The following is a 17,101-nucleotide window of genomic DNA, read 5'->3' on the forward strand; positions in this document are numbered from 1 at the left end:
GCGGCGAGGACTTCGAGGTGGGAGGGGGTGGCTTTGAGGAAGCTGATGGGGGTGTTGGTGCAGATGAGGTCGATGGCGGCGTCGAAGGCGGTCTGGCCGTCTGCGGTGACGGGGATGGCGAGCTGCTGGCCCTGGATGAGGGGGAGGAACAGGGCGGTGATGGTCAGGTCGAAGGTGACCGAGGAGTAGAGGATGGTGCCGATGCCGCCGGGGGTGTGGGCGGGGTAGTTCTGGTCGCACCAGTGGAGGTAGTTGACGACTCCGCGGTGTTCGAGGGCGACGCCCTTGGGCTTGCCGGTGGAGCCTGAGGTGTAGATGACATAGGCGAGGTCATCGGGCGAGGCGAGGGGCTGGGGGTTGTCGGCGGGTCCGGTGGGCCAGTGGGTGTCGACCAGGAGGTGGTCGATGTCCTGCGGGAGTCGGTGGGCGAGGTCGGTGCTGGTGATGATCAACGGTGTTTCGGTGTCGTTGATCATGTAGGTGATGCGGTCGGTGGGGTAGTCGGGGTCGAGGGGGACGAAGGCGGCGCCGGCTTTGAGGATGCCGAGGAGGGTGGCGATGAGGTCGGGGGAGCGGTCCAGGCAGACCGCGATGAGGGTGTCCGGCGTGATGCCCCTACCGCGCAGGTGGTGGGCGAGTTGGTTGGCGCGAATGTTGATCTCGGCGTAGGTGTGCTGTTGGTCGCCGTGGGTGACGGCGATGGCGTCGGGGGTGGTGGCGACGCGGTCTTCGATGAGCTGGTGGATGGTGGCGGTGTCGGGGTAGGGGCCGGTGACACCGTTCCAGTCGACCAGGATCTCCTGCCGCTCCCGCTGCGTCAGCATGTTCAGTTCCGACAGGCGGGCCTGGGGCGCGGCCGCCACGGACGCGGCCAGGGTGGTGAGGTGCCCGGCCATCCGCTCGATCGTCGCCCGCTCGAAGAGATCCGTCCGGTACTCCAGGGCGGCGAGCAGCTCGCCACCCGACTCGGCCGCGGTCAGCTGGAGATCGAACTTGGCATCCTGACCACCCACACCCACCTGCTCGACCGTGACACCGGGCAGGCTCCACGCGTCGCCGTCCGGGGTGTTCTGGAAGACGAACAGGGTCTGGAAGAGGGGGTTGCGGGACAGGTCCCGGTTCGGGGCCAGCTCATCGACGAGGCGTTCGAAGGGGAGGTCCTGGTGGTCGTAGGCGCCGAGGGCGGTGTCCTTGATGCGCTCCAGCAGCTCGGTGAAGGTCGGGTCGCCGGAGAGGTCGGTGCGCATGACGAGGGTGTTGACGAAGAAGCCGATCAGGTCTTCGGTCTCGGCGCGGTTGCGGCCGGCGATCGGGGTGCCGACCGCGATGTCGTCCTGGCGGCAGTAGCGGGCCAGGACGATCTGGAACAGTGACAGCAGCGCCATGAACAGGCTCGCGCCCTGCCCGCTCGCCGTGGTCCGCAGCGCCTGCGCCACCTCCGGCGGCACCGAGAAGGTGACCACGTCGCCCTCACCGCTCGGCTGCGCCGGACGCTGGCGGTCGGTGGGAAGCTCCAGCGGCGTCACGTGGGCGAGGCGCTCGCGCCAGTACCCGAGGTCGCGCTCCAGGGCCGGACCGGTGAGCTGGTCGCGCTGCCAGGTGGCGAAGTCGGCGTATTGGATGGCCAGTTCGGGCAGTGACGCCTCGCGTCCGGTGACGGCGGCCGCGTACAGCTCGCGCAGTTCCCGGGCCATGATCCCGGACGACCAGCCGTCCGACACGATGTGATGGACCGTCAGCAGCAGGTAATGGTCGTCGTCCGCCAGGCGGACCGCGACGGCGCGCAGCGGCCGGCCGGCGGTCAGGTCGAACGGCCGCGTCGCCTCGGTGCGCAGGATCTCGCCCGCGCGGGTCTCCGTGTCCGCGTCGGCCCGCAGGTCGTGGACCGTGACCTCCACGGGCCAGGGCGCGCCGATCACCTGACGCGGGGTGCCGTTCTCGTCCGCCGGGAAGGCCGTGCGCAGCACTTCGTGGCGGGCGACCAGGCCCGACAGGGCCGTGCCCAGTGCGCTCAGGTCCACTGCGCCCCGCACTCGCAGCACCGTCGGCACCAGGTACTCCGGGCTGTCCGGCGCCAGCCGGTCCAGGAACCACAGCCGGTGCTGTGCGAACGACAGCGGCAGCGGTCCGGCCTCCCGGTCACCGCGTACGATCCGGGCCGCGTCCGCACGCCGTCGCATGCGGGACAGCAGCCGTGCCTCAACCGAGTTCTCGCCCATGATGATCTGTCCGTCCTCTTCTTCGTCTTCTCGCGTGGGCAACGGGCCGCTGTTCAGGAATGCTGTTCCTGCGCGTCGAACAATTCGATGAGCTGCTGCTTGATACCGACGACCGTCGGCGACTGGAAAAGGCGGCGGAGGCCGATACGCACTCCGGTCACCGCTTCCAGCTGATTGACGAGCTGAATGGCCAGCAGCGAATGCCCGCCGGACTCGAAGAAACCGTCGTGGATGCCGACCTTCTCCACGCCGAGGACGGTCGCCATGATCTGCGCGATCTCCGCCTCGATCTCGTCCCTCGGCGCGGTGTGTCCGGCCGTGCTGTCACCGTCGCTCCCGGGAGCCGGCAGTGCCGCGTGGTCGACCTTGCCGTTCCGGTTGAGCGGCAGTTCCGGCAGGATCGCGAAGGCGGACGGCATCATGGCGCGCGGCAGCCGCTCGGCGGCCCACTCGCGCAGCGCGCCGGTGTCCAGTGTGGTGCCGGGCGCGGGCACGCAGTAGGCGACGAGCCGCTTGTCGCCGGGCGTGTCCTCCCTGACCACCACCGCGCAGACCCCGACCGTGGGGTGGGTGAGCAGCGTCGCCTCGATCTCGCCCAGCTCGACCCGGACGCCGCGCAGCTTCACCTGACGATCGATGCGCCCGAGCAGGTCCAGCCGGCCGTCCGGGGTGAACCGGCCCAGGTCGCCGGTGCGGTACATCCGGCCGCCCCGGAAGGGGTCGGTGACGAAGCGCTGCGCGGTGAGGTCGGGCCGCTGGTGGTAGCCGCGCCCGACGCTGTCCCCGCCGAGGTACACCTCGCCCAGGACGCCGGCGGGCACGGGGCGGCGGTCCGGGTCCAGGACGTACACCGTCTGGTTGACCATGGGGCGGCCCGCGAGGACCGGTCCGGCCGGGTCGGTGCGCGAGGCCCGCCAGTAGGTGGTGTCCACGGAGACCTCGGTGGCGCCGTACAGGTTGACGAGGTCGCCGGGGAATCGCTCGGTGAACCGGCTCACCAGGGTCGGCTGGAGCGGCTCGCCGCTGGCGAAGGCGTACCGCAGGTGGGTGCAGTCCTCGGGCCGTACCTGGGCGACGAACAGGTCGAGCAGGCTGGGCACGAAGTGCAGGCCGACCACACGGTGGGCGCGCATCAGGCGGGACACCTCGGCCATGTCGAGCCGGTCGGAGCCGGGCACCAGGACGACCGTCGCGCCCTGCCACAGCGGCCAGAAGATCTCGTACGCCGACACGTCGAAGGACAGCGGGGTGGCCTGGAGGAAGCCCTCGCCGAGGGTGATCGGGAACGCGTGCTGCATGCCGGCCAGGTAGTTGACCACTCCGCGGTGCTCGATGCGGACGCCCTTGGGGCGGCCCGTGGAGCCGCTGGTGTAGATGAGGTAGCACAGGTCGCCGGGGCCGGCGACGGGTTCGGGGGCGGTGGCCGGCAGGGTGTCCGGCAGGTCGGCGGGCCGGTCCACGGCCAGCAGGTCAAGGCCCTCCGGCAGCAGGCCGGCGTGCGCGGTGTCGGTGACGACGAGTGGCGCGCCGGAGTCCGCGACGAGGTACGCCAGCCGCTCCGCCGGGTGTTCCGGGTCGAGCGGGACGTAGGCGGCACCGGCCTTCAGGATGCCCAGGAGCGTCCACACCATGGCGGGTGACCGCTCCAGGCAGACGCCGACCGGTACGTCCGGGCCGATGCCCGGGACGGCGCGCAGCCGGTGGGCCAGTCGGTTGGCCTGCTCGTCGAGCTGTTGGTAGGTCAGGCTGTCCGCGCCGCAGACGACGGCGACCGCGTCCGGGTCCTGTGCGGCCCGCTCCTCGAACAGCCGGTGCAGGGTCGCCGCCGCCGGGACGGGCGCGGCGGTGTCGTTCCACTCGGTGAGGATGCGGTGCCTCTCGCCCGCGTCGAGCATCTCCACCTCGGACAGCACGCTGTGCGGGCGGGCGGTGGCCGCCGTCAGGAGGTTGGTGAAGTGGCCGACCATGCGGCGCGCGGTGTCCTCGGTGAACAGGTCGTCCGCGTAGACGACGGCGCCGTCCAGCGTGCCGTCCGCCGCCTCCTTGAGGTACATCGACAGGTCGAACTTGGCATCCCGTACGGGCGTCTCGACGGGTTCGGCCGACAGGCCCGGCAGGTTCCAGGCGTCCGCCCCGGGTGTGTTCTGCAACGCGAACAGGGTCTGGAAGAGGGGGTTGCGGGAGAGGTCGCGGTCGGGGGCGAGTTCCTCGACGAGGCGTTCGAAGGGCAGGTCCTGGTGGTCGTAGGCGCCGAGGGCGGTGTCCTTGACGCGGTCGAGGAGTTCGGTGAAGGTCGGGTCGCCGGAGAGGTCGGTGCGCATGACGAGGGTGTTGACGAAGAAGCCGATCAGGTCCTCGGTCTCGGCGCGGTTGCGGCCGGCGATCGGGGTGCCGACGGCGATGTCCCGCTGGCCGCTGTAGCGGGCCAGCAGCAGCTGGAACACCGCCAGCAACGTCATGAACACGCTCGCGCCGCTCTGAGCGGACACCGCCCGGACACGGCCGGAGACCTCGGCGGGCACCGAGAACCGCACCACTCCGCCCCGGCCGCCGCGCTCCGCGGGCCGCGCGTGGTCGGTCGGCAGCTCCAGCGGCTCCAGCCCGCCCAACCGCTTCCGCCAGTAACCCAGTTGCCGCTCCAGCGGCTCACCGGACAGCCAGGCGCGCTGCCACACCGCGTAGTCGGCGTACTGCACCGGCAGCGGATCGGGTACGGCCGCGCCCGACGGGTCCGCGACGGCGGCCGCGTACTGCGTGGCCAGCTCGTTCATCAGCACGCCCACCGACCAGCCGTCGAAGGCGATGTGGTGCACGGTGACCGCCAGCACGCACTCGTCGTCGGCCAGCCGCACCAGCAGCGCGCGCAGCATCGGTCCGGTGCCGAGGTCGACCGGCCGCAGCCCGTCCTCGCGCAGCACCGCCGCCAGGGCCGCCTCGCGGGCGCCGGCGTCACCCGCCGCGCGCAGGTCCCGTACCAGTATCCGCACCGGGCGCGGCGGGTCGATCAGCTGCACCGGTGAGCCGGCCGCGTCCGTGCCGAACCGGGTGCGCAGGATCTCGTGGCGCGCCACCACCGCGGTGAACGCGGCGTTCAGGGCGTCCGTGTCCAGCGGGCCGCGCACGCGGAGGGCGAAGGGCAGCAGGTACTCGGCGCGGCCGGGTTCCAACTGGTCGAGGAACCACAGGCGTTGCTGGGCGAAGCTGAGCGGCAGCGGGCCGCCGTCGCGCGGCGTCGACGGGATACGGCCCGCTCCGGTGCCGTCCAGGTCCGTCACGGCGGCCGCCAGCAGCGCCGGGGTCGGCGCGCTGAACAGGGTCCGCACCGGCACGTCGACGCCCAGCCGGCGGCGCAGTCGAGACACGACCTGGGTGGCCAGCAGCGAATGCCCGCCCAGTGCGAAGAAGTCGTCGTGCACACCGATCCGGTCGACGCCGAGAACCTGCGACCAGACCTCGGTCACCGTCCGCTCGGCGTCCGTGCGTGGCGCGGTGTACGCGGCACCCAGCTCGGACCGGTCGGAGGCGGGTGCGGGCAGCGCGCGGCGGTCCGTCTTGCCGTTCGGGGTGAGCGGGATGTGCTCCAGCGGCACGAACGCGGCGGGCACCATGTAGTCCGGCAGGTCGCGCTGGAGGTGGGCGCGCAACGCGCTCACGTCGACGGAACCCACGGGCACCACGTACGCCACCAGCCTCTGGACGCCGGGGACGTCCTCGCGAAGGATCACGGTGGCGCCGGCTACGGAGGGATGCGCGAGCAACGCCGTCTCGATCTCGCCGAGTTCGATACGGTAGCCGCGCAGCTTGACCTGGTTGTCGGCGCGGCCCACGAACTCCAGCCGCCCGTCCGGCAGCCACCTCGCGAGGTCACCGGTGCGGTAGACGCGCCGCGGTGTGCCGTCGACGTCCACGACGGTGAACTTCTCGTCGGTCAGCTCGGGCCGGTGCAGATAGCCGCGGGCCAGCCCCGGGCAGCCGATCCACATCTCACCCGGCACACCCACCGGGACCGGACGGCCGTGACGGTCGACCACGAACACCTTCGCGTTGGCGACCGGCCGGCCGATCGGCACCCGGTCGACGGGACCGGTGATCCTGGCGGTCGTCGCCTCCTGCGCGGCCTCCGTGGGCCCGTAGCCGTTGACCAGAGGTACCGCGCAGGTGTCGAACCACTGCCGGACCTGCTCCCGTTGCAGCGCCTCGCCACCGAGCCGGACCAGCCGCAGCCGCGGGCCCAGCGCCTCCGGCCCGTCCAGGTCCGCGGCCAGCGCTCCGAACGCCGACGGGGTGAGCCAGGCCACCGTGACCTCGTACTCGCGCAGCGCCGCTGCCAGCCGGCCCGGGTCCCAGGCGTCGTCGCGCAGGACCAGTGAGGCTCCGCAGACGAGCGGCGCGAACAGCTGACCCACCGAGGAGTCGAAGGCGATCGACGCGAACTGCAGCACCCGGTCCGCCGGCGTCAGCTCCAGCTCACGGCAGGTCTCGCGCATCCGGGCGCGCAGCGCGCCGTGGGTGATCTGCACGCCCTTGGGGCGTCCGGTGGAACCACTGGTGTAGATCACGTACGCCACGTCGTCCGGACCGGCCTGTGCCACCGCAGCGGCCCGCGCCACCGGACCGGTGTGCGCCGCCGGCTCGGCAGATGCGGGGTACGGCGGTGCCGGCCAGACCCCGTCCAGCAGCAGCGTCGGGGTGTGGGCGGGCAGACGGCCGGTGTGCGCGGGCTGGGTGACGATCAGCGGGGCGCCGCTGTCCTCGACCATGTAGGCGAGCCGGTCCGTGGGATAGGCCGGATCGAGCGGCACGTACGCCGCGCCCGCCTTGTGGATGCCGAGCAGTGCGCACACCATGTCCGTGCCCCGGTCCAGGCACACCGCCACCAGGGTGCCCGGCCCCGCACCGCGCTCGCGCAGCCGGCCCGCGATCCACTCGGCCCACTCGTCGAGCTGCCGGTAGGTCAGCCGGTCGGTGCCGCAGGTCAGGGCCGGCGCGTCGGGGTGGCGGGCGGCCCGCTCCTCGATGAGCCGGGTCACGGTCACGGCGTCCGGGGCGTCGGTGTCGGCGCCGTTCCACTCGCCGAGGATCGTCCGGCGCTCGGCGTCGGTGAGCATCTCCAGCTCGGACAGGCGGGCCGCCGGGGCGGCGCAGGCGGCGGCCAGCAGCGTCTCGAAGTGACCGGCGAGCCGGACCATCGTGGCCTCGTCGAACAGATCGGTGGAGTACACCACCGTGCCGTCCAGAGCGCCGTCGGCGGCCTCGGTGGCGTAGAAGGTGAAGTCGAACTTGGAGTCCTGGGCCGACACGTCGAGCTGGCGCACGGCCAGACCGGGCAGGTCCCACGACCGGCTGTCCGGGGTGTTCTGCAGGACGAACATCGTCTGGAACAGCGGATTGCGCGACAGGTCCCGCTGCGGCGCCAGCTCCTCCACCAGGCGCTCGAAGGGCAGGTCCTGATGGTCGTAGGCGCCGAGCGCGGTGTCCTTGACCCGGTCGAGAAGCTCGGTGAACGTCGGGTCGCCGGACAGGTCGGTGCGCATGACCAGCGTGTTGACGAAGAAGCCGATCATGTTCTCGATCTCGGCCCGGTTGCGGCCGGCGATCGGGGTGCCCACCGCGATGTCCTCCTGTCCGCTGTAGCGCGACAGCACCACCTGGAAGACCGCCAGCAACGTCATGAACAGGCTCGCGCCGGTCTGCTTCGACAGCCTGCGGGCGCCGTCCGCGGTCTCCGCCGGCACCCGGAAGGTGAACATGGCGCCATGGCCGCTGCGCCGCGCCGGACGCCGGCGGTCGGTGGGCAGCTCCAGCGGCTCCGTGCCGGCGAGCCGGGCGCGCCAGTAGTCCAGCTGCTCCCGCAGCACCTCGCCGGTGAACCACTCGCGCTGCCAGACGGCGAAGTCGGCGTACTGGAGGGGAGGTTCGGGCAGGTCCGCGGCCGTACCCGTGACCCGCGCGGTGTACAGCGCGGTCAGCTCCCGGGACAGGACCCCGGCCGACCAGCCGTCGAAGGCGATGTGATGCACCGTCAGCGACAGCAGGTGCTCGTCGTCGGTCAGCCGGATCAGCAGCGCGCGCACCATCGGCCCGGTGCCGAGGTCCATCGGGCGGAAGCCCTCGGTGTCCACCAGCGCGGTGGCCGCCTCCTCGCGGGCGGCCTCCTCCGTGACGGACCGCAGGTCGTGCACGGCGAGCGGCAGCGGCCGGGGCGCGTCGACCACCTGGCCGGGGTGGCCGTCCGCGTCACTGACGAAACGGGTGCGCAGCACCTCGTGCCGGGCCACCAGCTCGGACAGCGACGCACGCAGCGCCGCCACGTCCAGCGGACCGCGGATGCGCAGTCCCATGGGGATCAGGTATTCGGCGCGGCCGGGCTCCAGCTGGTCCAGGAACCACAGCCGGCGCTGCGCGAACGACAGCGGCAGCGGGCGCCCGTCCCGGGGCGCACGCCGGATGACCGGGACGTCGTCCGGTGTCCCCGCGGCCACCAGGGCGTCCATGGCGTCGGTCGCGTCCTCGGAGCCGATGTCGGCGGACTCGAACAGCCGGCGGGCCCGCAGCATGGCCTCCTCCGCGAGGAACGACGCCACCGCGCGCACCGTCAACGGCTCCGGCAGCGGTTCCGCGCCGAATTCCGAACCGAATTCCTCCGCGACCCGGCGGGCCATTTCCGCCGCCTGTCCGCGGGTGCCGCCCAGCCGGAAGAATTCGTCCTCCGCCGCGGTCACCTCGGCGCCCAGCACCGCGTTCCAGACCGCCGCGATCCGGGCCTCGGCAGGTGAGAAACCACCCTGCTCCGCCGCCCGGCCGGGCGCCGCGGCCGTCATCGGATTCGTCGTCATGTGCCCACCAGTTCCTCGTCGTCGACCGTTCGCGGAAAGCCCTCGGAAACTCAGCCGAATCCGATGCTCGCAGAGCGATCTTGAGGAGATAACTGGTTACTTCTGCCCGCCGGGCATGGGCACTTCTGCCCGCGGCGGCGCGGCCGGGAGCGCACCGGACGCGGCCGTGTCCGCCGGGCGGAGGCCGACATGCCTGCCCGGACGGAGGGGGACGCTCCTGCCCGGACGGTGGCCGACGTCCCTGCCCGGACGGTGGCGGACGCGCGGGACCGGCGCCGCCCGGCACCGGTCCCGTACCGCCGATCAGGCGGTCACCTCCGCCACCCGTCAGGCGGCCACCTCCACCGCCGGTTCGCTGCCGACGGAGGCCGCGGCGGCGGTACTCCCGCTTCGGTGCTCGATGTCGACCGGGCCCGCGTCGGAGACCGTCCGCTTGCGCATGCCCGCCCACTCCCGGTTCAGCGCCGGCACCCCGATGGCGACGAGGTACAGGCCGCCCACGATCCACAGCGCGCCCGAGGTGCCCGCCACCGTCACCAGCCCCGCGCCCAGCAGTCCGCCGAAGGGGATGCCCGCCCACGTGACCGCCTGGGCCAGCGTCTTGACCCGTCCCAGCAGCGGAGTCGGGATCAGCTCGTACGTCACGGCTCCCACGATCGGATTGACGAAGCCCGACCCGAGGCCGCCCACCGCGAGCACCGCCAGCACCAGCCACAGCGGCGCACCCGTGGCCATGGCCACGAAGCGGGGGACGCCGCCCAGGGTGAAGCCGATGAGGTAGACGGCCCGCCGGGGCAGCCGCTCGGCCACGCCCGCGGCGACCAGCGCGGCGACGATCGACGTGGCGGCGAAGACGCTGACCACCATGCCTATGGCACCGGCGCCGTTGCCCGTCTCCTTCGCCCAGACCGGCAGCAGCACCGACATGAACGCCTGGTCGAGCAGGTTGGTCGCCGCCAGCATGCACACGATGGACCGCAGCAGCTTGGCGTCACGCAGGAACACGGCACCCTGGCGCAGCCGTGAGAGGTAGCCCTCGGCCTCCTCGACGGGCGTCTCGTGCGACTCGGGCACCGGGTCGCTGAGCGTGGTGGAGACGACCAGCGCCGACACGCCGAACAGGCAGGCGGTGACCCACAGGGCGTAGAGACTGCCGAAGGAGGCGACGACCACACCGGCGATGGCCGGACCGATGGTCGTCGCGGTCCGCTCGACCGCCGCCGACAGGCCGGTGCCGCGTTCCAGCGGCACCCGGGCGGCCCGGGTGGCGGCCGGTACGAAGAGCCCCTTGGCGCCGTTGGCCGGGCCGTCCGCCGCGCCGACCACGGCGAGCAGCGCCAGCAGCAGGCCGAAGGACAGGTGCCCGGTGAAGTACAGCAGCGGGGCGGCGGCCGTCGCCACGGTGGAGGCGAGGTCACCGGCCACGCTGATGCGCTTGGGACCGATCCGGTCGATGACGGGCCCCGCCAGCGCCTGGGCGATCACGTATGGAACGATCTGGCAGAACGCCACCAGACCGGTCTTGCCGACGCTGCCCGTCGTCGTCAGGACGAACCAGGGCAGGGCGATCGACAGCACCCGGTTGGCCGACAGGGCCGCCGCGTTGGCCGACAGCATGCCGACCAGTCCGCGCAGGACCCGGGGCCCGTCGGCCGGGGTGGTGGGGGAGGGCGCCTGTGCGCCGCTGTCCGCCGCCTGCTGGGCGGCCGCGTGCCGAGTGGTCATCTTTCTCACTCCGAGTCGGTGGGGTGGGAGACGTGCCGGTCCGCACTGGTGGGGAACAACTGGAACTGGAAGGCGACCCGCGCCGCGCCCTCCGGCAGGGGTGAACCGGCCGGTGGAGACGAGGAGTTGCGCCGGCGCAGCAGCCGGTGGATCTCCGCCGTCAGCTCTTTGGCCTCGGCGGGGGTGAGCGTGAGCACGTAGTCGCCGAAGTCCTGGGCGTCGCGCCACTCCGGCGGCAGCGAAGGGGTCGCGTCGATGGCGGTCGTCATCGCCTCGGACCAGACCCGGCCCAGGGCCTGCAAGTAGGCGATGCCGAGACCCTCGCCGCCGGCCAGCACCTCGTCGTCCGGTACGACCGTGTTGGCATGGGCCGCCTGCCACCAGCGCTCACGGCGGCCGCCCCGGGAGGGTGCCTCGACGATGAAGCCGTACTCGGCGAGCTGACGCAGGTGATAGCTGGTCGCGCCGGTGTTCTGGTCCAGCTTCCGAGCCAGCGTGGTGGCCGTGGCCGGCCCCTCCGTCCGCAGGACCGTCAGCATCCGGACCCGCAGCGGATGCGCGATGCCCCGCAGGTTACGGGCGGTCAGATGCACCTGGGAGGGCTGCTCGGGAAGTTCCATGCCTAGAACGGTAGTTGACAAAGAAGTCTGTGCATAGGGTTCTTTGCAAAGAAGTCTTTGTAGGGGGGATGGCGGCCCTCGCGGCTTGGGCCGGGGTGGGGTGACAGAAGCGACCGGTAGGGTCACCGTCACCCACACACCACGCAGTGAGTGCGGACGGCCGCGCTGCGGCCGGCGAACGCAACAGAACGTCATCCAGGGGGACTTGCGTGCACCGAGCGGTTGTCATGGGCGGAAGCTGGGCGGGCCTGCTCGGGGCGCGTGTACTGGCCGACCACGCGGACGAAGTCGTCATCCTCGAGCCCGATGACGCGGACGGGCCGGGGCCCGGCGCTCCTCATCGGCCGCAGCTGCACGCGTTGCTCTCCATGGGGCACACCCAGCTCGATCGCTGGTTCCCCGGCATGACCGGCGAACTGGTCCAGAACGGCGCCCGGTTGGGGACGGGGCCGGCCGTCCAGTACTACGTGGACGGCCGGTTGAAGGCCGACGTACCCGGCAACACCATGCTCGGCGCGAGCCGCCCGTTCCTCGAGGGCCACGTACGCCGTCGCGTCCTGTCGCTCCCCAACGTCTCGGTGCTGCCGGCCAGGGCACGGGGACTGCTGTTCGCCGGCGACCGTGTCGGCGGAGTCCGCTTCTCGTACGGCGACGCGGCGGACTCCTCGTCGGACCTGGCCGAGCTGGACGCGGATCTCGTCGTGGATGCCATGGGCCGCTCCAGCCGACTGAGCAACTGGCTGGCGGACGGCGGCTGGGACCCCGTGCCGGTGGAGCGCATGCAGGTCGACCTCGGCTACGCCACCGCCTCCTTCCAGCGCGGCGACGAACTCCCCGACACCGTGGTCGCCCACGCCTCACCGGGACCCGCAAGCGGCTACCAGCAGCACCTGAGCGAGCCGGCGGCGCTCGTGGCCGTCGAGGACAACCGATGGTCCGTCGTGGTGGTCGGCTATCACGACTACCGGCCCGGACGCGACCCGGAGGACTTCCTGCGCCGCATGAGACGGTGCGTGACCCCGCTGCGTGAGGTCGCGGAACGCGGTCGCCTGCAAGGGGACATCGAGACGTTCCACTTCCGGGAGAGCCGGCGACGGGGCTTCACCCGCCTCAGCCGCTTCCCGGGCGGCCTGGTGGCCCTCGGCGACTCCGTCGCCTCCGTCAACCCCGCCTACGGCCAGGGCCTGACCCTGGCGGCGCTAGGGGCCTCTTCACTCTCCGCCCACCTGCGCTCCGGCGCCTCACCCCGTCTCCCGGCCTGGGGCCACTTCCGCAGGCTCGGGGCGGTCGTGGACGCGGCATGGCAGGTGTCGGCCACCGCCGATCTCGCTCAGCCCCATGTCACCGGCCCCCGTCCTCGGGGTTACCGACTGACGCGCTGGGCCGGCGACAAGATAGTCGAGGCCTCCGTGATCGACCCCGTGGTGAACGGCGAGTTCATGGCCGTGGTCAACATGCGCAAGCACCCCCGCGCCCTCACCAGCCCCCGCCTGCTCCTCCGGACCGCCCGCGTCCTGGCACGCCGCTGAGTCCCCGTCGGCTCAGCGGTTGGCGTACCGGCCGCGTCGAGAGTGGCGTGGTTCAGTTGAGCCCGGTCGCGCTGCCGGCGGTCCAGGCGCTCCAGGACATGTTCCAGTCGCTGAGGCCGTTGCCCGGGGCCAGCTTCGTCGTGTCCGTCGAGTTCTTGACGATCACGACGTCACCGATCACCGAGTTGTCGAAGAACCACGCGGCGGGCTGGGAGGCGTCGCCGCCGCCCCTGGCGTCCCTCAGGCCCACGCAGCCGTGGCTGGTGTTGACCTTGCCGAAGACCGACGGGGCACCCCAGTAGTTGCCGTGGATGAACGTGCCCGAGTCGGTCAGGCGCATGGCGTGCGGTACGGCCGCGATGTCGTAGGCGGGCTTGCCGTCCTTCTCCGTGAGGCCGACGGTCGAGCCGTTCATCCGGATCTGCTTGAACTTCTCCGAGATGACCATCTGCCCGTTGTAGGTCGGGTGCTCGGCGCTGCCGGACGAGATCGGGATGGTCTTGATCGTCTTGCCGTCCCGGACGACGGTCATCTGCTTGGTCCTGGCGTCGACGGTGCTGATCTGGCTGCGGCCGATCGTGAACGTCACCGTCTTCTCGACGCCGCCGAAGCTCTGCTTGACGGTGACGGTGGAGCCGGGCTTCCAGTAGCTCTCGGGGCGGAAGTCCAGGCGGGCATCGTTGAACCAGTGCCCGACGACCCGCTGCCCGCTGCTGGAGCTGACCTGGATCTCCGACTGCACGGTGGCCTTGTCGCTGATCGCCTTGTCGAAGGTGACCGTCACCGGCATGCCCACGCCGACGGTGGAGCCGTCCTCGGGGGAGACGTGGCCGATGAAGTCGTTGGCCGGGGAGACCGTCGTGATCGTGGCGTTCTCGGTGACGGAGCGGGCCTCGGCATCCTGCGCCGTCGCGGCGATCTGATACTTGGTGGCCCGCTGCAACTGGCTGTTCGGCTGCCACGACGTGCCGTCCGCGGACCGGGTGCCCGGAACTTCGGTGCCGGTCGCGACCGCCGTCATGGTCACCTTGGTCAGCTTGCCCTCGCTGACGGTGACCTTGACGGGGTCGTTGATCCCGACGGCGTAGGCGCCTTGCCCGGGCGTGATCCTTATTCGGGCGTCGGACGCGTCCGGGGCGGGCGTCTGACTCGCCTGCGCCTGCGGGCTCGGCGGGCTTCCGGCGCCATCGCCGCCGGTCGCGGCGCTGCTGGTGCCGCCGAGGGCCGTAACCGCCAGTACGCCGCCGAGCGCGCTGACCAGAATCGCCGACTTGGCATGTCGTGTACGTACCGTGCGCAACCGCTTCTCCCTGTCATGGTCTTCTCGGTGCCAGTGCGCTGACCGCCCAAGAGCTGCATCTACCACCGAACCACACCGAGCCGCGCATTCGGTCTGAAAGGGGCAAATTGTGGTCGAAGCCACGCCTCGCCCCACGAGGTCGCCGTTTACGCGAAGCGGGGCGAGGCAATGATCAGGGCAGCGTCGAAGCGCAGGTCAGACGGCGGAGCCCTCGGTGACGCGGACGATGGTGCGGCCGGGGACACGCCTTCCGGGGGCGAAGGCGGCGACCGCCTCGGCCAGTGGCAGGACCGAGCCGACCCGCACCTGAAGCCTGCCGTCCCGCACTCGCCGGGCGAGATCGGCCAGGCGTGCCCGGTCGGGTTCCACCACGAAGAAGAGGGCCCGTCCGCCGTCGGGGCGCACGGTGGGCGGCTGGGCGATGGTGACGAGCGTCCCGCCTGGGCGTACGAGGGCGGCTGAGCGGTCGAGGACGTCACCGCCGATCACGTCGAACACGACGTCGACCTGGCCGGTGGTCTCGAACCGGTCGGACTCCAGGTCGAGGAAGGTGTGCGCGCCGAGGTCGAGGACAGCGTCCCGGTCCGCGGAGCGTCCCGCGCCGATCACGTGGGCCCCGGCCTCGTGAGCCAGCTGGACGGCGATCGAGCCGACCGCGCCGGCGGCGCCATGGATCAGGACGCTCTGGCCGGTGGTGAGACGCGCGTGGTCGAACAGGCCCTGCCAGGCGGTGAGGCCGGAGATGGGCAGCGCGGCCGCCACCGTGTGGTCGATGTCGGCGGGGAGCGGGGCGAGATTGCGGGCCTCGACGGCGACGTACTCGGCGAGCGAACCGTCGCGGGCCCAGTCGGTCAGGCCGAAGACCCGCTGGCCCACGGTGAGGCCGGTCGTCCCGAAGCCCAGTTCCGCCACCACTCCCGAGACCTCGTGCCCGGGCACGCTCGGGGCGCGGTCGCGGCCCGCCCGGTCGGTCCACGTCGCGGGCCAGTCGAGTTCCCCCCGGGTGAAACCCGCGGCGTGCACGCGCACGATGACGTCGTTCTCGGAGGCGTGCGGATGCGGGAGGTCCTCAAGGGCCAGACCGGTGACCCCGGCCTCGCGATCCCGGACAGTGATGGCTTGCACGAGCATCCCCTTACTTCGGTGCCGGGTGTCGACACTTTGTGACTTTGTGACTTTGTGACTTTGTGTGCCGGGTGTCGGCACTTCGTGTGTCGGGTGTCGGCGGCATCCGACGGCGTGATGCCGCCCCGAATGCGGGACCGGACACGGAGTCGCGGCCGGGGATCACCGCGGCCACGGAGCATCGCGGATGCGATCCACCATGGACGTGCGGCGGTAACCGGGAACGAAGTGCTCCAGGACGTCCGCATTGATGGTTCCGTAGACGGTGTCCGGGCGGTGTGCGAGGCCGTCGACGAATGCCCGCAGGAATTCTTCCTTGAAGTCACCGCGCGGATGCGCCTCGATGATGTCGTTCACCTGCTCACCTTCCAGTCTGTCGAGTCCCCACCCCACCGCGTCGGTCAGCACGCCGTAGTTCGTGACAGCGACCTCGGCGTCCATCCGACCGGGAATGCCCGGTGTCGTGTGCAGGGCGATCGCCCTCCAGACCACCTCGGCGGCGCTCTCGGAGAATCCGCGGTCGAGCAGGAACTTCCGCGCGTGGTCGGCGCCGTCCAGCTCGAAACGTTGCTGGGTTTCGGAGAACGGGATGGAAAGTCCCGCGTCATGGAACATCGCGGCGACGTAAAGCAACTCGGGATCGGGTTGGAGGCCCAGTTCACGCGCATGGAGGGAGCCGAAAAGAAAAACACGCCGGGAGTGGTGGAAGATCAGGGGATTCGTCCTCTCCCGAAGGAATTCCGTGGCCTCCGCGACGGCCGGAGTACCGGGTATTTCCACCCCTGCGATGATGTCGGTCATGATGCCTGTGCTCTCCGGTGCGTTGTTCCACGAGTGGACTGTGCGTCCGCTTCCCACGGTGCCGTCCGCGTGGCTCCCGGCGCCGCCTCGGCCCGGCCATGAACCACACGAATCCGGCCACCTCAGGATGGGCCGGTGAACCCGGACGTGCATCGGGTGGCGATCCTTTGGCCATCAGCCCCGCGGCCTACCAGCGCCGCTTCGCCACCGCCCGCCGCGATCAGGCCGGGTAGCGCCCACTGGACGGCGTGACGCCCACCCCAGCAGGCGCCGGCCGACGCGGCCGTGGTCGCGACCCACTTGCTCAGCGGGGCCTACTCAGGGGAGTTGAGTACGTGGGCTCATCCCGGGTGGTCGCCGAGCGGCCAGCATGGGTGCAACGGCGCAGGTGAGAGCGCCGGTTCATCCAGTGAACACTCCGAGGGGAATTCTCATGGCGCGTCGTATCGCTCTGTCCGTGGTTGCCGGTGTCGTCGTCCTGGGGGGTGCGGGTGCGTTCGCTCTGGCCTACGCCGGTGAGCAGCCTCCTGCGCCGGCCCACAGTACGGCCCGCTACACCGCTCCGGCCGGTGACCGGGACGGGTCGCTGACCTTCACCACCGACGTCACGGCGTCCTCCGGAGTGAAGAGCGTGAAGGTGCTGGCCTGGCCGGCGAACTCGGCCTTCGCCAAGCACGGCCTGACCGCCAAGGACATGACGAGTGCGGAGTCGGCCGTGTGCGAGCCGTCCGGTGAGGACACCGTCCGCTGCACCTACAAGGTGTCCGTCACCCGTGCCGACGCCGACGGGTCGCCGCGTGGCCGGTGGCACGTATCGGTGCTGGCCACCGCGGAGAACGGCGACACCACGCTCGACACCAAGGCGGCCGACTTCACCGTCGCGTGACCCACACACGCAGGTGATCGGCTCCCGTCGTGACGGGCGCCTGACGTGGGGTCCAGCGAC

The 17,101-nt window shown here is 71.5% G+C and carries 9 protein-coding genes; 2 read left to right on the top strand and 7 right to left on the bottom strand.

Annotation, left to right across the window (positions count from 1 at the left end; translation table 11 throughout):
- From ACZ6CZ_RS29705 to ACZ6CZ_RS29720, 4 genes are all read right to left on the bottom strand, one after another.
- Positions 1–2,219 (bottom strand): non-ribosomal peptide synthetase (locus tag ACZ6CZ_RS29705; protein WP_469027309.1); only part of this gene is annotated, 2,219 nt, incomplete at its 3' end.
- A 53-nt stretch (positions 2,220–2,272) separates the two neighbouring features.
- Entirely contained in the window at positions 2,273–9,055 is a 6,783-nt protein-coding gene (locus ACZ6CZ_RS29710) for an amino acid adenylation domain-containing protein (protein WP_469027312.1), read from the bottom strand.
- Positions 9,056–9,382: 327 nt separating this feature from the next.
- Positions 9,383–10,780, bottom strand: coding sequence for an MFS transporter (locus ACZ6CZ_RS29715; RefSeq protein WP_469027314.1), 1,398 nt, complete (start codon positions 10,778–10,780; stop codon positions 9,383–9,385).
- A gap of 5 nt (positions 10,781–10,785) precedes the next feature.
- Positions 10,786–11,400, bottom strand: a complete 615-nt coding sequence (locus ACZ6CZ_RS29720) for a helix-turn-helix domain-containing protein (RefSeq protein ID WP_469027317.1) — start codon at positions 11,398–11,400, stop codon at positions 10,786–10,788.
- Positions 11,401–11,609: 209 nt separating this feature from the next.
- Here ACZ6CZ_RS29720 and ACZ6CZ_RS29725 point away from each other — a divergent pair, with 209 nt between their 5' ends.
- Positions 11,610–12,929 (top strand): FAD-dependent oxidoreductase, encoded by a 1,320-nt coding sequence (locus tag ACZ6CZ_RS29725; RefSeq protein ID WP_469027319.1) that lies wholly within the window; start codon positions 11,610–11,612, stop codon positions 12,927–12,929.
- A gap of 52 nt (positions 12,930–12,981) precedes the next feature.
- Here the strand turns inward: ACZ6CZ_RS29725 and ACZ6CZ_RS29730 are convergent, their stop codons facing one another.
- The 3 genes from ACZ6CZ_RS29730 to ACZ6CZ_RS29740 all read right to left on the bottom strand — a co-directional run bounded on the left by ACZ6CZ_RS29730 (position 12,982) and on the right by ACZ6CZ_RS29740 (position 16,155).
- A complete protein-coding gene (locus ACZ6CZ_RS29730) occupies positions 12,982–14,229 on the bottom strand; it encodes a L,D-transpeptidase (RefSeq protein WP_469027321.1) in 1,248 nt (415 codons plus the stop codon).
- A gap of 195 nt (positions 14,230–14,424) precedes the next feature.
- Positions 14,425–15,354 carry an NADP-dependent oxidoreductase gene (locus ACZ6CZ_RS29735; protein ID WP_469027324.1) on the bottom strand — a complete coding sequence of 310 codons (930 nt, stop codon included), beginning with the start codon at positions 15,352–15,354 and terminating at the stop codon, positions 14,425–14,427.
- A 162-nt stretch (positions 15,355–15,516) separates the two neighbouring features.
- A complete protein-coding gene (locus ACZ6CZ_RS29740; RefSeq protein WP_469027326.1) occupies positions 15,517–16,155 on the bottom strand; it encodes an HD domain-containing protein in 639 nt (212 codons plus the stop codon).
- A gap of 433 nt (positions 16,156–16,588) precedes the next feature.
- Between ACZ6CZ_RS29740 and ACZ6CZ_RS29745 the strand changes: the two genes are divergently transcribed.
- The gene (locus tag ACZ6CZ_RS29745; RefSeq protein ID WP_469027328.1) at positions 16,589–17,041 is read left to right on the top strand and encodes a DUF5707 domain-containing protein; all 453 of its coding nucleotides are present in this window, start codon (positions 16,589–16,591) and stop codon (positions 17,039–17,041) included.
- The last annotated feature ends 60 nt before the right edge of the window (positions 17,042–17,101 follow it).

The organism is Streptomyces sp. NPDC041135 (assembly GCF_055592085.1).